This window comes from Streptomyces sp. NPDC032161 (assembly GCF_040636995.1).
Lineage (GTDB): Bacteria > Actinomycetota > Actinomycetes > Streptomycetales > Streptomycetaceae > Streptomyces.
Map to the genome: position 1 here is coordinate 39,758 of NZ_JBEZVN010000027.1, position 17,514 is coordinate 57,271.

At 72.6% G+C, this 17,514-nt stretch carries 14 protein-coding genes and 1 pseudogene; 6 read left to right on the plus strand and 9 right to left on the minus strand.

What is annotated here, in order from left to right:
• Positions 1–343: 343 nt before the first annotated feature.
• Both AB0E67_RS28845 and AB0E67_RS28850 read right to left on the minus strand, forming a co-directional pair.
• The gene (locus AB0E67_RS28845; protein ID WP_362031976.1) at positions 344–1,990 is read right to left on the minus strand and encodes an amidohydrolase; all 1,647 of its coding nucleotides are present in this window, start codon (positions 1,988–1,990) and stop codon (positions 344–346) included.
• Positions 1,991–2,202: 212 nt separating this feature from the next.
• A complete protein-coding gene (locus tag AB0E67_RS28850) occupies positions 2,203–2,643 on the minus strand; it encodes an Lrp/AsnC family transcriptional regulator (protein WP_073790285.1) in 441 nt (146 codons plus the stop codon).
• A gap of 202 nt (positions 2,644–2,845) precedes the next feature.
• On the opposite strand from AB0E67_RS28850, the gene AB0E67_RS28855 reads away from it, so the two are divergent.
• Positions 2,846–3,244: a hypothetical protein gene (locus AB0E67_RS28855; RefSeq protein WP_362031978.1), complete on the plus strand. Its 399-nt coding sequence runs from the start codon at positions 2,846–2,848 to the stop codon at positions 3,242–3,244.
• Between the two features lie 480 nt (positions 3,245–3,724).
• Here the strand turns inward: AB0E67_RS28855 and AB0E67_RS28860 are convergent, their stop codons facing one another.
• Positions 3,725–4,897, minus strand: a complete 1,173-nt coding sequence (locus tag AB0E67_RS28860) for an acyl-CoA dehydrogenase family protein (RefSeq protein WP_360113606.1) — start codon at positions 4,895–4,897, stop codon at positions 3,725–3,727.
• A 366-nt stretch (positions 4,898–5,263) separates the two neighbouring features.
• Between AB0E67_RS28860 and AB0E67_RS28865 the strand changes: the two genes are divergently transcribed.
• Positions 5,264–6,514, plus strand: a complete 1,251-nt coding sequence (locus AB0E67_RS28865; RefSeq protein WP_362031980.1) for a glycoside hydrolase family 18 protein — start codon at positions 5,264–5,266, stop codon at positions 6,512–6,514.
• Positions 6,515–6,543: 29 nt separating this feature from the next.
• On the opposite strand, the gene AB0E67_RS28870 is transcribed toward AB0E67_RS28865, so the two are convergent.
• A complete protein-coding gene (locus AB0E67_RS28870; RefSeq protein WP_362031982.1) occupies positions 6,544–7,158 on the minus strand; it encodes a hypothetical protein in 615 nt (204 codons plus the stop codon).
• Between the two features lie 170 nt (positions 7,159–7,328).
• On the opposite strand from AB0E67_RS28870, the gene AB0E67_RS28875 reads away from it, so the two are divergent.
• A complete protein-coding gene (locus AB0E67_RS28875) occupies positions 7,329–8,318 on the plus strand; it encodes a hypothetical protein (RefSeq protein WP_362031984.1) in 990 nt (329 codons plus the stop codon).
• Positions 8,319–8,416: 98 nt separating this feature from the next.
• A pseudogene (locus AB0E67_RS28880) lies at positions 8,417–8,634 on the plus strand (VOC family protein); the annotation flags it as partial.
• A 206-nt stretch (positions 8,635–8,840) separates the two neighbouring features.
• On the opposite strand, the gene AB0E67_RS28885 reads toward AB0E67_RS28880, so the two are convergent.
• Positions 8,841–10,208: a peptidase C39 family protein gene (locus tag AB0E67_RS28885; protein WP_362031986.1), complete on the minus strand. Its 1,368-nt coding sequence runs from the start codon at positions 10,206–10,208 to the stop codon at positions 8,841–8,843.
• Between the two features lie 205 nt (positions 10,209–10,413).
• On the opposite strand from AB0E67_RS28885, the gene AB0E67_RS28890 reads away from it, so the two are divergent.
• Together AB0E67_RS28890 and AB0E67_RS28895 are read left to right on the plus strand one after the other, a co-directional pair.
• Entirely contained in the window at positions 10,414–11,007 is a 594-nt protein-coding gene (locus AB0E67_RS28890; protein WP_362031988.1) for a hypothetical protein, read from the plus strand.
• Between the two features lie 395 nt (positions 11,008–11,402).
• Positions 11,403–13,313, plus strand: a complete 1,911-nt coding sequence (locus AB0E67_RS28895) for an AAA family ATPase (RefSeq protein ID WP_362031990.1) — start codon at positions 11,403–11,405, stop codon at positions 13,311–13,313.
• Positions 13,314–13,422: 109 nt separating this feature from the next.
• Here AB0E67_RS28895 and AB0E67_RS28900 read toward each other — a convergent pair whose 3' ends face one another.
• The 4 genes from AB0E67_RS28900 to hisG form a co-directional block, all read right to left on the minus strand.
• Entirely contained in the window at positions 13,423–14,520 is a 1,098-nt protein-coding gene (locus AB0E67_RS28900) for a hemolysin family protein (protein WP_362031992.1), read from the minus strand.
• On the minus strand, positions 14,517–15,884 hold the full coding sequence (locus AB0E67_RS28905) for a hemolysin family protein (RefSeq protein ID WP_362031994.1): 1,368 nt from the start codon (positions 15,882–15,884) through the stop codon (positions 14,517–14,519). The genes AB0E67_RS28900 and AB0E67_RS28905 overlap by 4 nt, the downstream gene beginning before the upstream one ends.
• Positions 15,885–16,119: 235 nt before the next feature.
• Positions 16,120–16,584: a PH domain-containing protein gene (locus AB0E67_RS28910; protein ID WP_362031996.1), complete on the minus strand. Its 465-nt coding sequence runs from the start codon at positions 16,582–16,584 to the stop codon at positions 16,120–16,122.
• 33 nt (positions 16,585–16,617) lie between these two features.
• Positions 16,618–17,466: an ATP phosphoribosyltransferase gene (gene hisG, locus AB0E67_RS28915; RefSeq protein ID WP_073790302.1), complete on the minus strand. Its 849-nt coding sequence runs from the start codon at positions 17,464–17,466 to the stop codon at positions 16,618–16,620.
• Positions 17,467–17,514: the final 48 nt, after the last annotated feature.

Consider the following 17,514-nt stretch of genomic DNA (forward strand, 5'->3'; position numbering starts at 1 on the left):
GAGAGCCGTTGTCTACTGAACGTCCGGGCCCCACCCGGGTCGCACCCCCGTCCGGCGATGCCTTCCCTCGCCACCGAGGCGCGGGCGCTGAACCTGGCTGTCAGTGGTGGGGCGCCGGTAGGGCACACCACCCCGTGACCCAGCGGCGTTCGACGACTGCGTGGAGGTTCGACCGGTCGGGCGTCCTGTGGTGGACCCGGCCGAACCTACCGGCCGGTGGGCGCGTTCTGTCAATACCCATCTGACCTGCGACGTTCATGGAACCTGCCTGGTCAGTGGCGAAGATCCGCAGGTCGTGGCGGAACGTCGGAACCCTCGATCGACGGTGCGAAATGTCCGCACGTCACTCGTTCGGCCGTACGTAGACCGTTTGTCCGAAGACCACCGTCCGCAGGCAGACCGGGAGTTCGGCGCCGGGGGTGAGATCCGGCAGTCCGGGGGTGCCCGACCTGGGGTCGGTCGACCAGCGGGCGACCCGGTCGTCCGGCGCCTGGACCACGAGGCCGCCGGTGCGCCAGACCGCGTAGTCGGCCGGGGCGCCGGGCACGAGCGTGCCCGCGTCGTCGCGGCCGACGGCCCGCCAGCCGCCCCGGGTGTGGGCGGTGAAGCCCGCGCGCACGGAGATCCGGTGCTCGGGCGTGCGGTGGAAGGCGGCGGCCCGTACGGTCCCCCAGGGGTCCAGCGGGGTCACCGGGCTGTCCGAGCCGAACGCCAGCGGCACACCGCCCCGCAGGAGCGCCGCGTACGGGTTGAGGGTCCTGGCCCGCTCGGCGCCCAGCCGCCGCGCGTACATGCCCTCCTCCCCGCCCCATGCGGCGTCGAAGGCGGGCTGCACCGAGGCGGTCAGGCCCAGTTCCGCGAAGGCGGCGACGGTCTCGGGGGTGAGCATCTCGGCGTGCTCGACGCGGTGCCGGGCGGCCCGGATCCGGGCGAGGCCGAGCTTCTCGGAGGCGGCCCGGACACCCTCCACCACGGCGGAGACCGCCGCGTCGCCGATGGCGTGGAAACCGGCCTGGAGTCCGGCCTCGGTGCAGGCTGTGACGTGGGCGGCGATCCGTGCCGCGTCGAGATGGGCGGCGCCCGTGTGCCCGGACGGGCCGTCGGCGTACGGCTCGTGCAGGCAGGCGGTGTGCGAGCCGAGCGAGCCGTCGGCGAACAGGTCCCCCGCCGCGCCGACCGCGCCGAGTTCCCTGACGCGGCGGGCGTCCTTCTCGTCGGCGACCTCCTCGGCCCAGTAGCCGAAGACCCGCGGGCCGCTCTCCTCTGCCGCGAGCCTCAGCAGTCCGGTGAAGTCCTCCTCGTCGGAGATGTCAGGGCCGCCGCACTCGTGGACGGTGCCGATGCCCAGGGAGGCGGCGCGGCGCAGGGCGGCCCGCTGGGCGTCCGCGCGCTGGCGCGGGGAGACGGCTCCGTGGGCCGCGGCGCGCACCGCGTGGTGGGCGGCGTCGGTGAGCGGGGCGTCCGGGTGGTGGCCGGTCAGCCCGGTGACACCGGGGACCAGGTCCAGCAGGGCGGTGGTGACGACCGCGGAGTGCACGTCGACGCGGGGCAGGTAGACCGCCCGCCCGCCCGCGGCGGCGTCGAGTTCGGCGCGCGACGGGGGACGCTGCTCCGGCCAGCGCGTGGCGTCCCAGCCGTGACCGAGGACGACCCGGTCGGCGGGGTGCGCGGCCACGTACGCGCGCAGCAGGCCGAGTGCCTCGTCGAGGGTCCGGGCGGCGGAGAGGTCGAGTCCGGTGAGCGCCAGACCGGTCGCCGTGGTGTGCACATGGGCGTCGGTGAACGCCGGGGTGACCAGGGCGCCGTCGAGGTCGATCACCTCGTCGACGCCGCTCGCGAAGGCGTCGGCGGCCCCTTCCGAACCCACCCAGGCGACATGGCCGCGTTCGACGACCATGGCGGTGGCGAAGGGGTCGGCGGGGCTGTGGACGTCTCCACCGCGCAGCAGCACGGTGCGGTGTTCGCTCTGGTGGGCGGTGCTCTCGGTCATGGGACCAGTCTCGCGCCTGTCCGCGGCCGCCCCGTCCGCGCCCCCCTCGGAGACTGTCGGGCGGCCTCCGGCCGGGCGGCCACGCCCCGGCTCGCACGCTTCCGGCGTTGCCGGAACGCCCGTGCGGCTCCTCTACGAGGGCGTCCGGGCGCCTTGGAATCGCACGCACCGTGCCGCGTCCGCCTTCCGGTCGAAGACCACCCGACAGGCTCTCAGATCTTCGGGGGACGGGCCTCGTACGGCGTGGACAGGACGACGGTGGTACGGGTGGAGACGCCGGCCAGCGAACGGATCCGGGTGAGCAGGTGCTCCAGCTCCAGGGGCGCCGCGACCCGCACCTTGAGGATGTAGTTCTCGTCGCCCGCGACGCTGTGGCACGCCTCCAGTTCGGGGACGTCGGCGAGCCGTTCGGCGATGTCGTCCGGCGCGCTCGGGTCGAAGGGTTTCACCGAGATGAACGCGGTGAGCGGCAGACCCACCGCCTCCGGGTCGACGACCGCGGCGTAGCCCCGGATCACTCCGCGCTGCTCCAGTCTGCGGACGCGCTGATGAACGGCCGATGTGGACAGGCCCGTGGCCTTGCCCAGGTCGGTGTAGCTCATCCGCCCGTCCTTGACGAGCAGCTCAACGATCTGTCGGTCCAGCTCCTCCATGCGGTCAACCTATTGCCCGGGCGTCTCCAGGAACAGCGGCGAGGGCCCCGGAGTGGCACCTGCGCCCGGCATGTGACGAACGCCACAGGATTACGGCTGGGTAGCGCGCCACCTCGTGGTTACGGCCGACGCGCGCCGGGAAGTGCTTGCTGTGGTCCAGGCCACGGCGCCGGACCGGGTCCACCCGAGGGGGGAAATTCCCATGCAGAGCTTGAAGCTCACCGAACGCTTCGAACCGGATTCCGTCGATCCGGACGACGACGCGGTCGCCGATCCGTACGACATGTTCGAGATGTACCGGGTGATCTGCCCGGACTGCGCGCAGCCGATCGCGCTGCTGGCCGACGAGGACGTGCTGCCGGAGCACGCGCTGTGCCCGACTCCGTGGAACCCGTTCGTCCTGCAGGTCTGCTCCGGAACGGGCCGCGCGGTCTCCCGGACGCGGCCCGCGGACGACTCGCCCGATCTCCAGGAGCAGGACAGCGGACTGCTGTTGACGCTCCCTCAGGGGCTCGACTGGAGGATGCAGCCGTTCTCGCACGCCGGCGGTCCCGGCTCGCGCCCGATGCGGGCGCCACGGATGCGGCGCGAGGCCGCCTGAGCCGGTCCCCGCGCCCCGCGGCACGGCCCGGTGACCGTCCGGGCCCGTCCGCCCGGCGGGCGCGCGTCCGGCCCGAGGCCGGGAACCGCACGACGACGCGGTCCGGCGGCGCGCCGCCCGAGGGACCGCCGCCCCGGGGAACAGCCCCTGGAGAAACCGCCCGGGGAAGGGGCGAACGGGCTCTCGAATCGCTCGGACAGTGACCCGTTCCCGCCCCGCACCGTTGGCCGGGTATGACCCCGCCGCACACGACGGCCGGTACCGGTCGTCGCCGTCTCGCCGTCCCCGCTTCCGAAGAATCGGTTCCGCAGCCCGGTGCGCGGCCGGCGCCCCGGACGCCGCCGCACTCCGCCGATCCGCCCATCTTCCGGGCCCTGCTGCGTCATTGGGAGCGGCACGGGCGGACCCTGCCGGGCCGCCGGGACCAGGAGTGGAACCGGATCATGACGACGCCCGTGTGGTCGGAGCGCCCGCTTCGGCTCAGCGGGTCTCGGGACCCGCGAGATGGCGGGCGATGACCATCCGCTGGATCTGGTTGGTGCCCTCGACGATCTGGAGCACCTTGGCCTCGCGCATCAGCCGCTCCACGGGGAAGTCGGCGGTGTAGCCGTAGCCGCCGAGGACCTGGACGGCGTCGGTGGTGACCTGCATCGCCGCGTCCGTGCAGAACAGCTTGGCCATCGCCGCCTGGCGCGAGAACGGCTTGCCCTCGTCGCGCAGCCGGGCCGCTTCCAGGTACAGCGCCCGGCCCGCCTCGATGCGGGTGGCCATGTCGGCGAGCATGAAGCGCAGGCCCTGGAAGTCCGCGATGGGGCGGCCGAACTGCTGCCGCCCGGTGGCGTAGGAGACGGCCTCGGTCAGAGCCGCCTGGGCGACACCGATCGCGCAGGCGGCGATACCCAGGCGTCCGGAGTCCAGCGCGGACAGGGCGATCGCGAAGCCCTGGCCCTCGTCGCCGATGCGGCGCGCGTCGGGGATCCGTACGCCGTCGAAGTTCAGCTGGGCGGTGGGCGAGCCCTTCATGCCCATCTTCTTCTCCGGCGCGGCGGCGTTCAGCCCCTCGGCGTCGCCGGGCACCAGGAAGGCGGTGATGCCGCGGGCCCCCTCGCCGCCGGTGCGCGCCAGGACCGTGTAGAAGTCCGCGATCCCGCCGTGGGTGATCCACGCCTTGGTGCCGGTGACGACCCAGTCGTCGCCGTCCCGCACGGCCTTGGTGCGCAGCGATGCGGCGTCGGATCCGGAGGCGGGCTCGGAGAGGCAGTAGGCCCCCAGCAGGCCCCCGCCCAGCATCGCCGGGAGGTGCGCGTCCCGCTGCTCCTCGGTGCCGTATCCGGCGAGCGCGTGGCAGGCGAGGGAGTGGACGCTGACGCCGAGGCCGACGGTGAGCCGGGCCGCCGCGAGCTCCTCCAGGACCTGGAGGTAGACCTCGTAGGGCTGGTCGCCGCCACCGTGGCCGGAATCGTAGGGCAGTCCGAGCAGTCCGGACTCGGAGAGGAGGGTGAAGACCTCGCGCGGGAACCGGCCCGCTTCCTCCTCCTCGGCCGCCCGCGGCGCGATCTCCCGCTGGGCGATGTCGCGGACGAGGGCGAGCAGTTGCCCGGCCTCCTCGGTCGGCAGACGACGTTCCACCGAGAACGGGGCACGGTCGGACATGATGCGCTCTCCTCCCTGTCGGGCGTGGCGGCGGTCGCGCGCGCGGGGTGTGGGCGGCACCGCCGGGGGCTTTCGGACAGCACCCGGAAGAGCACTGCCACCCAACCGATGCCGGTCCCCCGGATTACGAGAGCTGCTGGCCAGCGGCTGTGGCGGCTTGAGTATGCCCGATCGGACGATATCCGTCACGGGGTCGGCGGGCGACTCGGAGACAGCGGGAACGATCACCGGAATTGGTCCGAACCATTGACCCAACTGGTCTAGTCCATCTACGGTTTCACCCGGACCGGCATTTCCGCGTTCATGCCAAGTTCGCGGAAGGGCCGGACTCCCCCCACCACGTTCCCTCCCCCACGAGGAGACAAGATGTCCGGACAGCACCGCGCCCGCACCCGCGTACGGGGCTTCGCCGCGGCCGCCTGCACTACGGCCCTCGGCGCCGCCCTCCTGGGCGTGGCCGGCACCGCCCCCGCCGGCGCGACCCCCGCCGCACCGGCCGCCTCCCCCACGGCGGCCGGCGACAAGGTGGTCGGCTACTTCACCAACTGGGGTGTCTACCAGCGCAATTACCACGTCAAGAACATCGAGACCTCGGGCTCAGCCGACAAGCTCACCCACATCAACTACGCCTTCGGCAACGTCACCGGAGGCAAGTGCGCGATCGGCGACTCGTACGCCGACTACGAGAAGGCGTACACCGCCGACCAGTCGGTCGACGGGGTCGCCGACACCTGGGACCAGGACCTGCGCGGCAACTTCAACCAGCTGCGCAAGCTCAAGAAGCTGCACCCGGACCTCAAGGTGATCTGGTCGTTCGGCGGCTGGACCTGGTCCGGCGGCTTCGGCGAGGCGGCGAAGAACCCGGCCGCGTTCGCCGAGTCCTGCTACAACCTGGTCGAGGACCCGCGCTGGGCCGATGTCTTCGACGGCATCGACATCGACTGGGAGTACCCCAACGCCTGCGGTCTCACCTGCGACACCAGCGGGCGCGAGGCGTACGGCAACCTGCTGGCCGCGCTGCGCTCCAAGTTCGGCGCGGACAACCTGGTCACCGCGGCGATCCCCGCCGACGCCTCCGACGGCGGCAAGCTCGACGCGGTCGACTACGGCGGCGCCTCGAAGCACGTCGACTGGTACAACCCGATGACGTACGACTACTTCGGCGCCTGGGACGCGCAGGGACCGACCGCCCCGCACTCCCCGCTGAGCTCCTACGAGGGCATCCCGCAGGACGGGTACAACAGCGAGGCCACCATCGCCAAGCTGAAGGAGGCGGGTGTCCCCGCGTCCAAGCTGCTGCTCGGCGTCGGCTTCTACGGCCGCGGCTGGACCGGCGTCACCCAGGACGCGCCCGGGGGCACCGCCACCGGCGCCGCCCCCGGCACGTACGAGGCGGGCATCGAGGACTACAAGGTCCTCAAGAACAGCTGCCCGGCGACCGGCACGGTGGCCGGCACGGCGTACGCGCGCTGCGGCGACAACTGGTGGAGCTACGACACCCCGGCCACCATCGCCGGCAAGATGGACTACAAGGACCAGCAGGGTCTGGGCGGCACCTTCTTCTGGGAGCTGAGCGGCGACACCACCGACGGGGAGCTGATCAAGGCTCTCCGCTGAGCGCCTGTCGGGTGACCTCCGGCCGGAGGTCACCCGACACGCTCCGAGAGACGTCCGGCCGCTCGGAGGGCCGGACACGAGCCGCGCGGCCGGGTGACCCCACCCCCGGCCGCGCGGTGCGCCCCGGCCAGTTCGCCGGGGCGGGCCACCTGCGCCAACAGGCATGATGGGCACATCGGTTCCACACGCCCCAGCATGCCGCGCGTCCCCGTCACGCCCCACGGGCACCGGGGTCCGGGAGGTAAGAACGTGTCACGCCAGGTGCTCACCGTCGCAGCCGACGGGACGGGCGACTGCCGCACCGTCGCACAGGCCGTCGCCCGGGCCCGCACCGGAGCGGTCGTCAGCATCGCCCCGGGACGGTACGAGGAGAGCGTGACCGTGGCGGTCTCCATCACCCTGAGCGCCGCCGAGGGGCGGGGGTCGCCCGCGTCGGCGTCGGCAGCGGCGACCGCCGTCGCGGCCGGGTCCGCCGCACGGTCCGCCGCCGGGCCGGGGGACGGCCCCGGTGGCGAGCCCACCGGGAAGAGGACCCCGGCGGGCGAGGAGAGCACGTCGGGGAAGGAGCCGCGGCCGGCCACGGCCGGGAACGACGCCCCGAAGCCCGGTACGACAGCGGCGGCGGAAGCGGTGGAAGGGAGCACCGCCGAGGGCAGCGCGGCAGAAGGAGGCGCTCAGGCGCGGACAAAGACGGAAGCGGAGGCGAAGGCGGGGACGGACACGGACGCGGAGGCCGGGCTCGCGGCTGCCGCGCCCGCCGCCACCGCCTCGCCGCCGCGCCGCCGGTCTGCCCATCGGGCGGCCCGGCAAGCCCATGATCGCCGCGGCCGTGGTCGGCGGACTCGTCCTGATCGGGGTGCCGTTCCTGATTTCGGGGCCGGACGACAAGAACGGCCCTGCTGCCGCCAACGCCCCGGTCGGCAGCCCCATGGGCCCGGAGAGCACCGGCCCCGGCATCGTGCCGGGCGAGCAACGTGCCCCCGACTCCGGCTCGCTGAAGGAGGGCGGCAAGCACGCGGGCGCGCCTGGAACGGCGGACAAGGGCTCCACCAAGGTCACCGGCGGCATCCACGAGGGCGGTGCGGTGGAGGCGAAGGGCGAGGCCGGATCCGGCGCGGCGCCCGGAACGAAGCACGCGTCCCGAACCGGGACGGGCGGCTCCCCCGACAGCGACACCAACACCAACACCGGCACCGGCAGGACGACCACGGAGAAGAGCGGCACGGGCGGCAGCACCGCCTCGTCCGGGTCCGGCGACACGCAGAAGTCCGTCGCGCAGTCGGCCGTCGTGTACACCGGCATCACCGGGCGCGGCTGTCCCACCCCCTCCGGCGGCGGCTACCAGCGGGACAACTTCTACACCGACGGCAGCAACGGCTGGTACGGCCGGTCCTCCGGCGGCTGGACGGGCGACGGATGCAACGGGAGCTACGACTCCGTCCCGATGTCCGGCGACACGAGCACCGACATGCGGAACCGTGTCAAGTGGTGGTGGAACCCCGGCACCAAGGCCCGTACCTGTCAGATCTCCGTGTACATCCCGAACAGCGGCAACGTCCTGTACGTGGGCGGGCATCCCACCACGTACCACGTGCTCGTGAACGCCAACGACCGTACGACCAAGTACGACAGCTTCACGATCAACCAGGTGAACCACCGGGGCCAGTGGGTCGACGCGGGCACTTTCGCCATGAAGGGCCCGACGATCGGGGTGAAGCTCCTGGACCGGGGTGACGACTGGTCCAAGGGCTGGGAGAAGGCGCACCACGCCGCCGCCCAGATGAAGGCGACCTGCCGCTCCTGACCGCCGCCGTCCGGTGACCGGACAGGACTGGTCACCGGACGGGACTCACCCGCTTCAGCGCACCCCGACGGCGGGCAACCCGTTGAGGACATCGGCGTGGGTTCGTACCGTCGCCTCCGGAGGGGTTCGCCACTTGGGACGATTTCGGTCGCTCGCCGCCGCCTGAGGACCGGGGTTCGTGGTCCGCCTGCGTCGATCCCTCGGGTGTGGACCCGCGGTTGTACTTCCAGCGCGTTGCCGAAGGCAAGGCCGTCGAGAATCGGCTGTATCTCGACGTGCGGGTCGCACCGGACTCGTGGGATCGGACCGTCAGGCGACTCGGTCCGCCTGGACACGATCCGCACGACGTGCGACACGAGTGGACCACCGTGACCCTGACGAGCGGCCTGTCCGTCCACGAGAGTTCTCGCCGGCTCGGACATCGTTCGATCAGGGTCACGGTGGACCGGTGCGGCCACCTCGCGCAGGACGGCCAGGAGCGCTGCCGTCAGGTCGCCGAGACGACCGTGGGGCCGTACATGCTCACAGCAGGCCGAGCGACCTCAGTGCGCGGTGCTGGCTCGGTGCTGGCTTAGCTGGCCAGTAGATGTAGCAGACACCGCCCGTGCCGCTTCTGACCTTGCCGTTCGCGTCGTAGCGCTTGGTGCGCAGCCAGATGTTCTCCCATTCGCGGCGCCGGTAGACCCGGCGGACCGCCTCGTTGTCCGGTGAGGCCGGATCGTTGGCGATCACGTCACCGTCCGCGGTGAACCCGATCACGGTCATCAGGTGGCCGGACGTCCCGTATCCGGCGCCGGTCAGTTCCTCCTTGAGGAAGGACTGCGACGTGATGACCGGGATGCCCACCCGGATCAGGTTCTCCACGTCCGTGAGCGAACCGAGCCTGGTCACCGCGGCGCCCATGTCGTCGTAGGTCGCGGCGTAGGCGGCGTTGAACGGCCAGTTGCCGCAGCCCTCGTACTGGTAGTCGTACGTGAACCGGGCGGCGTGGCAGACCTGCGGGTCGGCCAGACCGGGCTCGACCCAGGCGAGGTCCTCGGCGGTGGGGCGGCGGCCCCAGTACTCGATGATCATCTGCGAGGACGTGGGGCTGCACCACGCCTCGCCCCCGTTGTCGTACTCCGGGTACTGCCCCACGTGGATGTTCTGCGAGTAGCGCGGCACCGGCAGTTCCCCGACGAGACCGGGAACGCTGGCGGGCACCGTGAAGCGGTCCGGGACGTCGGACGCCATGGTGCCGAGCCGCCACACGGTGGGCGTGCCGCGGGTGCCCGGGGCGCGGTGGAGGGTCAGCCGCATGCGGTGGGCGGCCAGCCGCAGCCCGCTCGCCGGGTCGTCCACCGAGAAGGTGTCGGTCCAGACGGAACTCCTGCCGTCGCCCTGGTCGTCGACGGAGGTCCTGCGGATGTCGCCGTCTCCGGAGGCCCAGCGGCCCATCACGTACCACGGCGTCCAGGTGCCGTCCGAGTAGCGGCCCTGGAGCTCGATCTGGATCCAGGTGCCCTCGGGAGTGTGCGCGTTCCAGGAGGCGATCACCTCGGTCGCCGGGACGGCCGACCGGTGGAGCGGCGAGGTCCAGGTCGCGTACTCCCAGGCGGAGGTCCGCCCGGTGTGCGGGTCGGTGTAGTCGGTGCGCCCCTCGGGACGGCCGATCACCAGACCGGGGCTGCGGCCCGCGACGGCCCGGGTACCGGCGCGGAAGCCGCCGCGCCAGTCGGCGTACGTGTGCCAGGACCGGTTGTCCACGGAAGAAGCGGCTGCCGAGGGGGTCGAGGGAGCGGTGGACGAAGCGGTGGCGGCGTGCGCGGAGGCGGCGGAGGGCACCGTACCCGCGGCGGCCACCGCGAGCGCGGCGGTCAGCACGGTCCTGCGCGAGGTCGGTCTGTTCATGGGCGAGACCCCCGGTCGTGAACTCGTGGGCGGAATGCGGTTACGGGTGTGCGACAGTGCGCCAACTATCGCGGTTCGCGGCCGGATCCGGCCAGCGTTACGACACCCCGCCGAGCCACCAATATTGGTCTGAACCACTGGCATGACCTGCGGCGGACCGGACACGCCCGGCGAACGCCCCGGACCGGCCCGTAGGCTGGAACACATGAACGACCTCTCGGCCCCCGCCGCGCGGCTGCGCGCCCTGACACCGTCCTGCGGACCGGTGCGACTGGTCGCCGTGGACGGTCACGCGGGATCGGGGAAGAGCACCTTCGCGACCCGTCTGGCCGCGGCGCTCGGTGACGCCCCGGTGCTGCGCCTGGACGACCTGGCCACCCACATGTCCTTCTTCACCTGGACGGACAGGCTGCGGGAGCAGGTGATCGAGCCGCTGTCGCGCGGGGAGCGCGCCCATTACGCGCCGTACGACTGGACCGCCCGGACGTTCGGGGCGCCGCGCGCCCTGGACCCCGCGCCGGTGGTCCTGATCGAGGGCGTCGGCGCGGGGCGCCGCGCGCTGCGCCCGCACCTGGCACGGCTGCTGTGGATGGACCTGCCCGCCGCGGAGTCCTGGGCGCGGGGCCGGCGCCGGGACGGGCCCGCGCTGTCCGCCTTCTGGGACGGGTGGACGGCCGCCGAGGAGGGGCACTTCTCGGCCGATCCCTCGCACCCCCACGCGGACACGCTGATACGGCAGTTGCCGGTGGGCTACGCGTGGGTGGAGGGCCCTCGCCCGGCGGCGGGGTCGAACCACTGAGTAACGGACGGTGAGCAGGGCGCACCCCCGTATCAACTGCTGAGAAATCAGCCCGGATGACCCCAACTCGGCTTGACCGGAGGGCGGTACAGGTCTTACGTTCTCAATGTGCGGCTTTTCGAAGCCCTCACAGACACGAAGCCCCCGGTTGTTCCCCCGTGATCGGGGGCTTCGTTCTGCTCGCGCGCGCCCTCTCCCCCACGGCCTCCGCGCGCTTCGTTCACCCTCGGTCACGGCCTCCCTTCTGCCTGCGGCGCCCTTATTCGAGTACTCCCCGCGCAGGTACGATGCCTCTCGGTGCGGTCAATTCCCGCTCTCGGCACAGTGGTTCGGCGCGCCTCGGCGGGTGGGTCGTGCGGCGGGACATCCTGGGGGCACGGTTTGTGGGGGACCAGATGGACATCGGCACACAGGGCGCACAGACCCCCGCCGACCTGGCCTGGCTGCGCGGCGTGGACGCCTACACGATGGGCGCCTACCCCCAGGCCGAGGAGGAGTTCAGAGCGGCGGTGCGCAGCGACCCCGGTATGGCGGACGGCTGGCTGGGACTCCACGCGCTGAGGGTCGACACCACGACGGCGCTGCTGCGCATGCACCGGCACCGCGAACGCTTCGGCGAGCAGCGCACCCGCCATCGGCGCACCCTCAATTCGTGGTACTGGCTGGGCTGGTGGGTGCAGCCGGTGCTGGAGAGCCCGCGCGACCTGCTCCTCGCGCACGCCTCGCACTGGCTGGACGGGCGGCACGTCGCCGAACTGGACCGGGCCCTGGCCGACCTGCCGCCGGTGGACGCGGACCCGCAGGTGCGCTTCCTGCACGCCTGCCGCGCCTACCTGGCCAAGGACTGGGACCAGCTCGTGCGCCATACCGAACAGCTGATCGACGACCCGGTGCTCGGCATCGAGGCGGGGCTGTTCGGCGGGATGGCGCGGGTGCGGCTGGAGATGTACGGGCAGGCCGAGCCACTGCTCGCCACTGCGCTGATGCGCTGCCGCAGCGAGCAGCCGCAGCGCAAGGAGCTGCGCTACTGGCTGGCCCGGGCGCACGAGGGAACGGGCCGCAGCGCCGCCGCCCTGCCGCTGTACCGGGCGGTGCACCGGATCGACCCGGCGTTCATGGACACCTCGGCCCGGCTCGCCGCCATCGCGGACTACGACGGTCTCGACGGCCCGGACGAGGCGGCCGGCATCACCGCGGTGTCCCTGGCCGGGCCGGGCACGGACACCGCGGCCGACCCCCAGCCGGAACCGGACGCGGTACCCGGCAGTGGCCTGGTGGACGCCCGGGAGCCGCGGCCGGGCGACGACGTCCCCGGGCCCGGCGGTCTCGGGCTGCCCCCGCCGCCCGACGGGGCGCGGCACCGGGCCCCGGTGTCCGGATCGCCGTCGTCCCCCTTCCCGGCCGGTCCCAGCGACCCGGTGCTGCTCGCCGAGGCGCTGGCCCAGCTGGAGCGGATGGTCGGCCTGGACCCCGTCAAACGCCAGGTGAAGGCGTTGTCCGCGCAGCTGAACATGGCGCGGCTGCGGGCGGGCCTGGGGCTGCCGGTGCAGCCGCCGAAGCGCCATTTCGTCTTCTCGGGCCCGTCCGGCACCGGCAAGACCACGGTGGCCCGCATCCTGGGCCGGGTCTTCTACGCGCTCGGTCTGCTCGGCGGCGACCATCTGGTCGAGGCCCAACGGGCGGACCTGGTCGGCGAGTTCCTCGGGCAGACCGCGGTCAAGGCGAACGAGCTGATCGACTCGGCCCTGGGCGGGGTGCTCTTCGTCGACGAGGCGTACAGCCTCTCGAACACCGGCTACAGCAAGGGGGACGCCTACGGCGACGAGGCCCTCCAGGTCCTCCTGAAGCGGGCCGAGGACAACCGGGACCATCTCGTCGTCATCCTCGCGGGCTATCCGGAGGGCATGGACCGTCTGCTGGCCGCCAATCCGGGGCTCTCCTCGCGCTTCACCACCCGGGTGGACTTCCCCAGTTACCGGCCCGCCGAGCTCACCTCGATCGGTGAGGTGCTGGCCGCGGAGAACGGCGACGTGTGGGACGAGGAGGCGCTGGAGGAACTGCGCTCGATCAGCACGCACGTGGTGGGTCAGGGCTGGATCGACGAACTGGGCAACGGGCGGTTCCTGCGCACCCTGTACGAGAAGAGCTGTGCCTACCGCGATCTGCGGCTCTCCGCGTACCCGACGGCGCCGGGCCGGGACGATCTGGCGACGCTGCGGCTGCCCGATCTGATGCAGGCGTACGGCGAGGTGCTGTCCGGCCGGGGGCCGGTGGAGCGCGGGCCGCAGGAGCCGCCGACGCCGTGAGGAGGCCCGGCTGACGAGCCGGGCACCGGGCTCCGGAAGGCCGGAGAAGCCCCGCGGGCCGGAGGGGCCGGGACGACCGGCCCCTCCGGCGTTCGCGGGCGGGGTCCGGTCAGCGGACCGACGCGGTGAGTTCGCCGTAGCCGGTCGTGGTCTCCGCCGCCCGGCGCGGCACCGAGATCCGGTGGGCCGGGTCGCGCACCTCGCCGACCAGCATCTCCAGCACGTCCTCCATGGCGACGAGGCCGAGGACCCGACCGGAGGCGTCGGCGACCTGGGCCAGATGCGTCGCGGCGCGCCGCATCACGGTCAGGGCGTCGTCGAGGGGCAGCTCGGCCCGTACGGTCGCCATCGGTCGCCAGACGTGCTGGGGGACGGCCCGGTCGACGTCCTCCAGGTCCAGCACGTCCTTGACGTGCAGATAGCCCATGAACGCGCCGCCGCCCTCCGCGCACACGGGGAAGCGCGAGAAGCCGGTCCGCACGGTCAGCTCCTCGATCCGGCGCGGGGTGACGGACGGGTCCACCGTGACCAGGGACGCCCGCTTCAGCAGGACGTCGGTGACGGGCCTGCTGCCGAGCTCCAGTGCGTCCCCCAGCCGCTCCTGCGCGTCGGGCTCCAGGAGACCGGCCTGACCGGAGTCCTCGACCAGCCGGTTGAGCTGTTCGCTGGTGAAGACCGCCTCGACCTCGTCCTTCGGTTCGACGCCGAAGATCCTCAGCACCAGCCGGGAGCAGGCGCCCAGCGCCGAGGTGACCGGGCGGCAGAGGCGGGCGAAGCCCACGAGACCGGGGCTGAACCACAGCGCGGTCTTCTCCGGTGCCGCCATGGCGAGGTTCTTCGGGACCATCTCGCCGATGACGAGGTGCAGGAAGACCACGGAGGCGAGGGCCAGGACGTAGCCGAGCGGGTGGACGAGTCCCTCGGGCAGCCGGACCGCTTCGAAGACCGGCTCCAGCAGACGGGCGACGGTCGGTTCGGCGACGGCACCGAGGGTCAGGGAGCAGACGGTGATGCCGAACTGGGCGGCGGCCATCATCTGCGGCAGGTTCTCCAGGCCGTACAGCACCTGGCGGGCGCGGCCCGAACCGGCCGCGGCGAGGGGTTCGATCTGGCTGCGCCGTACGGAGACGAGGGCGAACTCGGCGCCGACGAAAAAACCGTTCGCCAGCACGAGGAGACCGGCGAACAGCAGGTGGACCAGGCTCATCGCGCGGCCTCCAGGACCGGCCGGTCCACCGGGGCGCCGTCGGGACCGACGGGATCCGCCAGGCGCACGAAGCGGACCTTCTCGGCCCGGTAGTGGCCGACCTGGCGGACAGAGATCCGCCAGCCGGGCAGTTCGGCGCGGTCGCCGGGGGCCGGGATGCGTCCCAGCAGGTCGGCGACGAGTCCGGCGACGGTCTCGTACGGGCCGTCGGGCACGTCGAGGCCTATCCGGCGCAGGGTCTGGACCCGGCAGCTGCCTTCGGCGTCCCAGGCGGGGCGGCCGTCCTCGGGAGCGGCGGCGGCCAGCTCGGGCCGGTCGGCGCCCTCGGCGTCGTGCTCGTCCCTGACCTCGCCGACGAGCTCCTCGATGATGTCCTCCAGGGTGACCACCCCGGCGGTGCCGCCGTACTCGTCGACCACGACGGCTATCGGCTGCTCCTTGCGGAGCCGCTGGAGCAGCTGCTCGACGGGCAGGGTCTCGGGGACCAGCAGCGGCGGGACGGCGATCCGGCCGGCCGGGGTGCGCAGCCGCTCCTGGGCGGGAACGGCGAGGGCGTCCTTGAGGTGGACCATGCCGACGACCTCGTCGATGCGCTCCCGGTAGACCGGGAAGCGGGACAGGCCGGTGGCCCGGGTCAGGTTGAGGACGTCCTGGGCGGTCGCCGACGTCTGGAGGGCGCTGACCCTGACCCGCGGGGTCATGACGTGCTGCGCGGTGAGTCCGGCGAGCGACAGGGTCCGTACGAAGAGGTCGGCGGTGTCCTGTTCGAGGGTGCCGGCCTCGGCGGAGTGACGGGCCAGAGAGACCAGTTCGCCGGGGGTGCGGGCGGAGGCCAGTTCGTCGGTGGGTTCGACGCCCAGGAGGCGTACCAGCCGGTTGGCGACCGTGTTCAGCAGACTGATCACCGGCCGGAACGCGGCGGAGAAGCGGTGCTGGGGGCCTGCGACGAACCGGGCGACCTGGAGCGGCCGGGAGACCGCCCAGTTCTTGGGCACGAGTTCGCCGATCACCATCTGGACCGCGGAGGCGAGCAGCATCCCGGTCACCACGCCGATGCCGGACACGGCGCCTGCGGGCAGGCCCATCGCGGTGAGGGGGCCGTCCAGCAGCTGGGCGAGGGCCGGTTCGGCGAGCATGCCCACGACCAGTGAGGTGATGGTGATGCCGAGCTGGGTGCCGGAGAGCTGGAAGGAGAGTTCGCGCAGGGCCCGGACGACGGTGCGGGCCCGTCGGTCGCCCTCGGCCGCGGCGCGCTCGGCGTCCGGCCGCTCCACCGTGACGAGCCCGAACTCGGCCGCCACGAAGAAGCCGTTGGCGAGGATGAGAAGGAATGCCGCGCTCAGAAGCAGCAGGGGGATGGTCATGCCGCCGCCTCCTGGGAGGGGGCGGCGCAGGTACTACCGGACGGTCCGTCCATTGCTGGAAGGAGTCACTCCTCGGGTCGCAGGAAAAGCCCCGCCGGTCTCGGGGACCGTTCGTGCGGGGCGGGGCGCACCGGGGCGCCGCCGTTCTCCAGAGTAACGACCCGGGGGCCGATCGCGAGCCCCGCTCCCGATCGGCCCCCGGGTCGTCATCGGGAGCGGCCCCTGCCGGGAGGGATCAGCCGTTGTCCGCGCCGGTACCGGTGCCGTGGCGCTCGGCGAGGGCGCGGAGCGCGCGGGCGTCCCGGATGGCCTGCTGCCGGCCGATCCCCGGCTGGATGCCGAGCGCGGGCATGCTGGTGCCGTCGCTCAGGTCCAGGAAGACCCAGGGGTCGCCGGGGCGGAGGTTGACACGGAGGATCTCCGGCCAGGACAGCCGACGCGTCCGGGTGAGGTTGACCACGGTCACGCCGCTCGTGTCCGCGACGACCTTCGGGCGGCTGAGGAGCGCGAGCACGCCGAAGAACAGCAGCGCGGTGAAGACGAAGCTGGACCGCTCCCCCGGGCTCAGCTGTTCGAGGGTCAGGGCGACGACGGTGATGACGACGAACATCGCCGCCCCCACGGTCAGCAGGACCACCCGGGTGCGGGTCGGCCGGAAGGTGACCGGGAGTGCGGGGAGTTCGGACGCGGGGGCGGACATGGTGTTCTGCGTCTCCGGGTGGTGGCCCGGCCGTCAGAGGCGGCAGGCGTGGATGGCGGTGGTGAGGATGGCACGGGCGCCGAGGGCGTACAGGTCGTCCATGATCCGCTGGGCCTCGCGGGCGGCGACCATGGAGCGGACGGCGACCCAGCCCTCGTGGTGGAGCGGGGAGATGGTCGGCGACTCCAGGCCCGGGGTGAGGGCGACCGCGCGCTCCAGGTGCTCGACGCGGCAGTCGTAGTCCATCATCACGTAGCTGCGGGCGACCAGGACGCCTTGGAGGCGGCGGAGGAACTGCTGGACCTTGGGGTCGTCGGCCGGGGCTCCGGTGCGGCGGATGACGACGGCCTCCGACGTCATGATCGGCTCGCCGATCACCTCGAGTCCCGCGTTGCGCAGGCTGGTGCCGGTCTCCACGACGTCGGCGATGACCTGGGCGACTCCGAGCTCGATGGCGGTCTCGACCGCGCCGTCGAGGTGGACGACGGAGGCGTTGACGCCGATGTCGGCGAGGTGCTTGGCGACGATGCCCTCGTAGGAGGTGGCGACCGTCTTGCCGTCGAAGTCCTGCGGGCCCTCGGCGATGCCGGGCTTGGTGGCGTAGCGGAAGGTGGAGCGGGCGAAGCCGAGCTGGAGGATCTCCTCGGCGTCGGCGCCCGAGTCCAGCAGCAGGTCGCGGCCGGTGATGCCGATGTCGAGACGGCCGGAGCTGACGTAGATCGCGATGTCGCGGGGCCGCAGGTAGAAGAACTCGACCTGGTTCTCGGGGTCGACGAGGACGAGTTCCTTGGACTCCTTGCGCTGCTGGTAGCCGGCCTCATGGAGCATCGCCATCGCAGGCCCGGAGAGTGATCCCTTGTTGGGGACGGCGATGCGCAGCATGAGGTCTGGTTCCTTTGCGAGGAGGGGTCTTGTCCGGAGTATGCGAAT

What these genes read in the sequence shown, in the direction of transcription:
- AB0E67_RS28845 (WP_362031976.1), bottom strand. Translation starts at nt 1,990, where the DNA reads ATGACCGAGAGCACCGCCCACCAGAGCGAACACCGCACCGTGCTGCTG.
- AB0E67_RS28850 (WP_073790285.1), bottom strand. Translation starts at nt 2,643, where the DNA reads ATGGAGGAGCTGGACCGACAGATCGTTGAGCTGCTCGTCAAGGACGGG.
- AB0E67_RS28855 (WP_362031978.1), top strand. Translation starts at nt 2,846, where the DNA reads ATGCAGAGCTTGAAGCTCACCGAACGCTTCGAACCGGATTCCGTCGAT.
- AB0E67_RS28860 (WP_360113606.1), bottom strand. Translation starts at nt 4,897, where the DNA reads ATGTCCGACCGTGCCCCGTTCTCGGTGGAACGTCGTCTGCCGACCGAG.
- AB0E67_RS28865 (WP_362031980.1), top strand. Translation starts at nt 5,264, where the DNA reads ATGTCCGGACAGCACCGCGCCCGCACCCGCGTACGGGGCTTCGCCGCG.
- AB0E67_RS28875 (WP_362031984.1), top strand. Translation starts at nt 7,329, where the DNA reads ATGATCGCCGCGGCCGTGGTCGGCGGACTCGTCCTGATCGGGGTGCCG.
- AB0E67_RS28885 (WP_362031986.1), bottom strand. Translation starts at nt 10,208, where the DNA reads ATGAACAGACCGACCTCGCGCAGGACCGTGCTGACCGCCGCGCTCGCG.
- AB0E67_RS28890 (WP_362031988.1), top strand. Translation starts at nt 10,414, where the DNA reads ATGAACGACCTCTCGGCCCCCGCCGCGCGGCTGCGCGCCCTGACACCG.
- AB0E67_RS28895 (WP_362031990.1), top strand. Translation starts at nt 11,403, where the DNA reads ATGGACATCGGCACACAGGGCGCACAGACCCCCGCCGACCTGGCCTGG.
- AB0E67_RS28900 (WP_362031992.1), bottom strand. Translation starts at nt 14,520, where the DNA reads ATGAGCCTGGTCCACCTGCTGTTCGCCGGTCTCCTCGTGCTGGCGAAC.
- AB0E67_RS28905 (WP_362031994.1), bottom strand. Translation starts at nt 15,884, where the DNA reads ATGACCATCCCCCTGCTGCTTCTGAGCGCGGCATTCCTTCTCATCCTC.
- AB0E67_RS28910 (WP_362031996.1), bottom strand. Translation starts at nt 16,584, where the DNA reads ATGTCCGCCCCCGCGTCCGAACTCCCCGCACTCCCGGTCACCTTCCGG.
- hisG (WP_073790302.1), bottom strand. Translation starts at nt 17,466, where the DNA reads ATGCTGCGCATCGCCGTCCCCAACAAGGGATCACTCTCCGGGCCTGCG.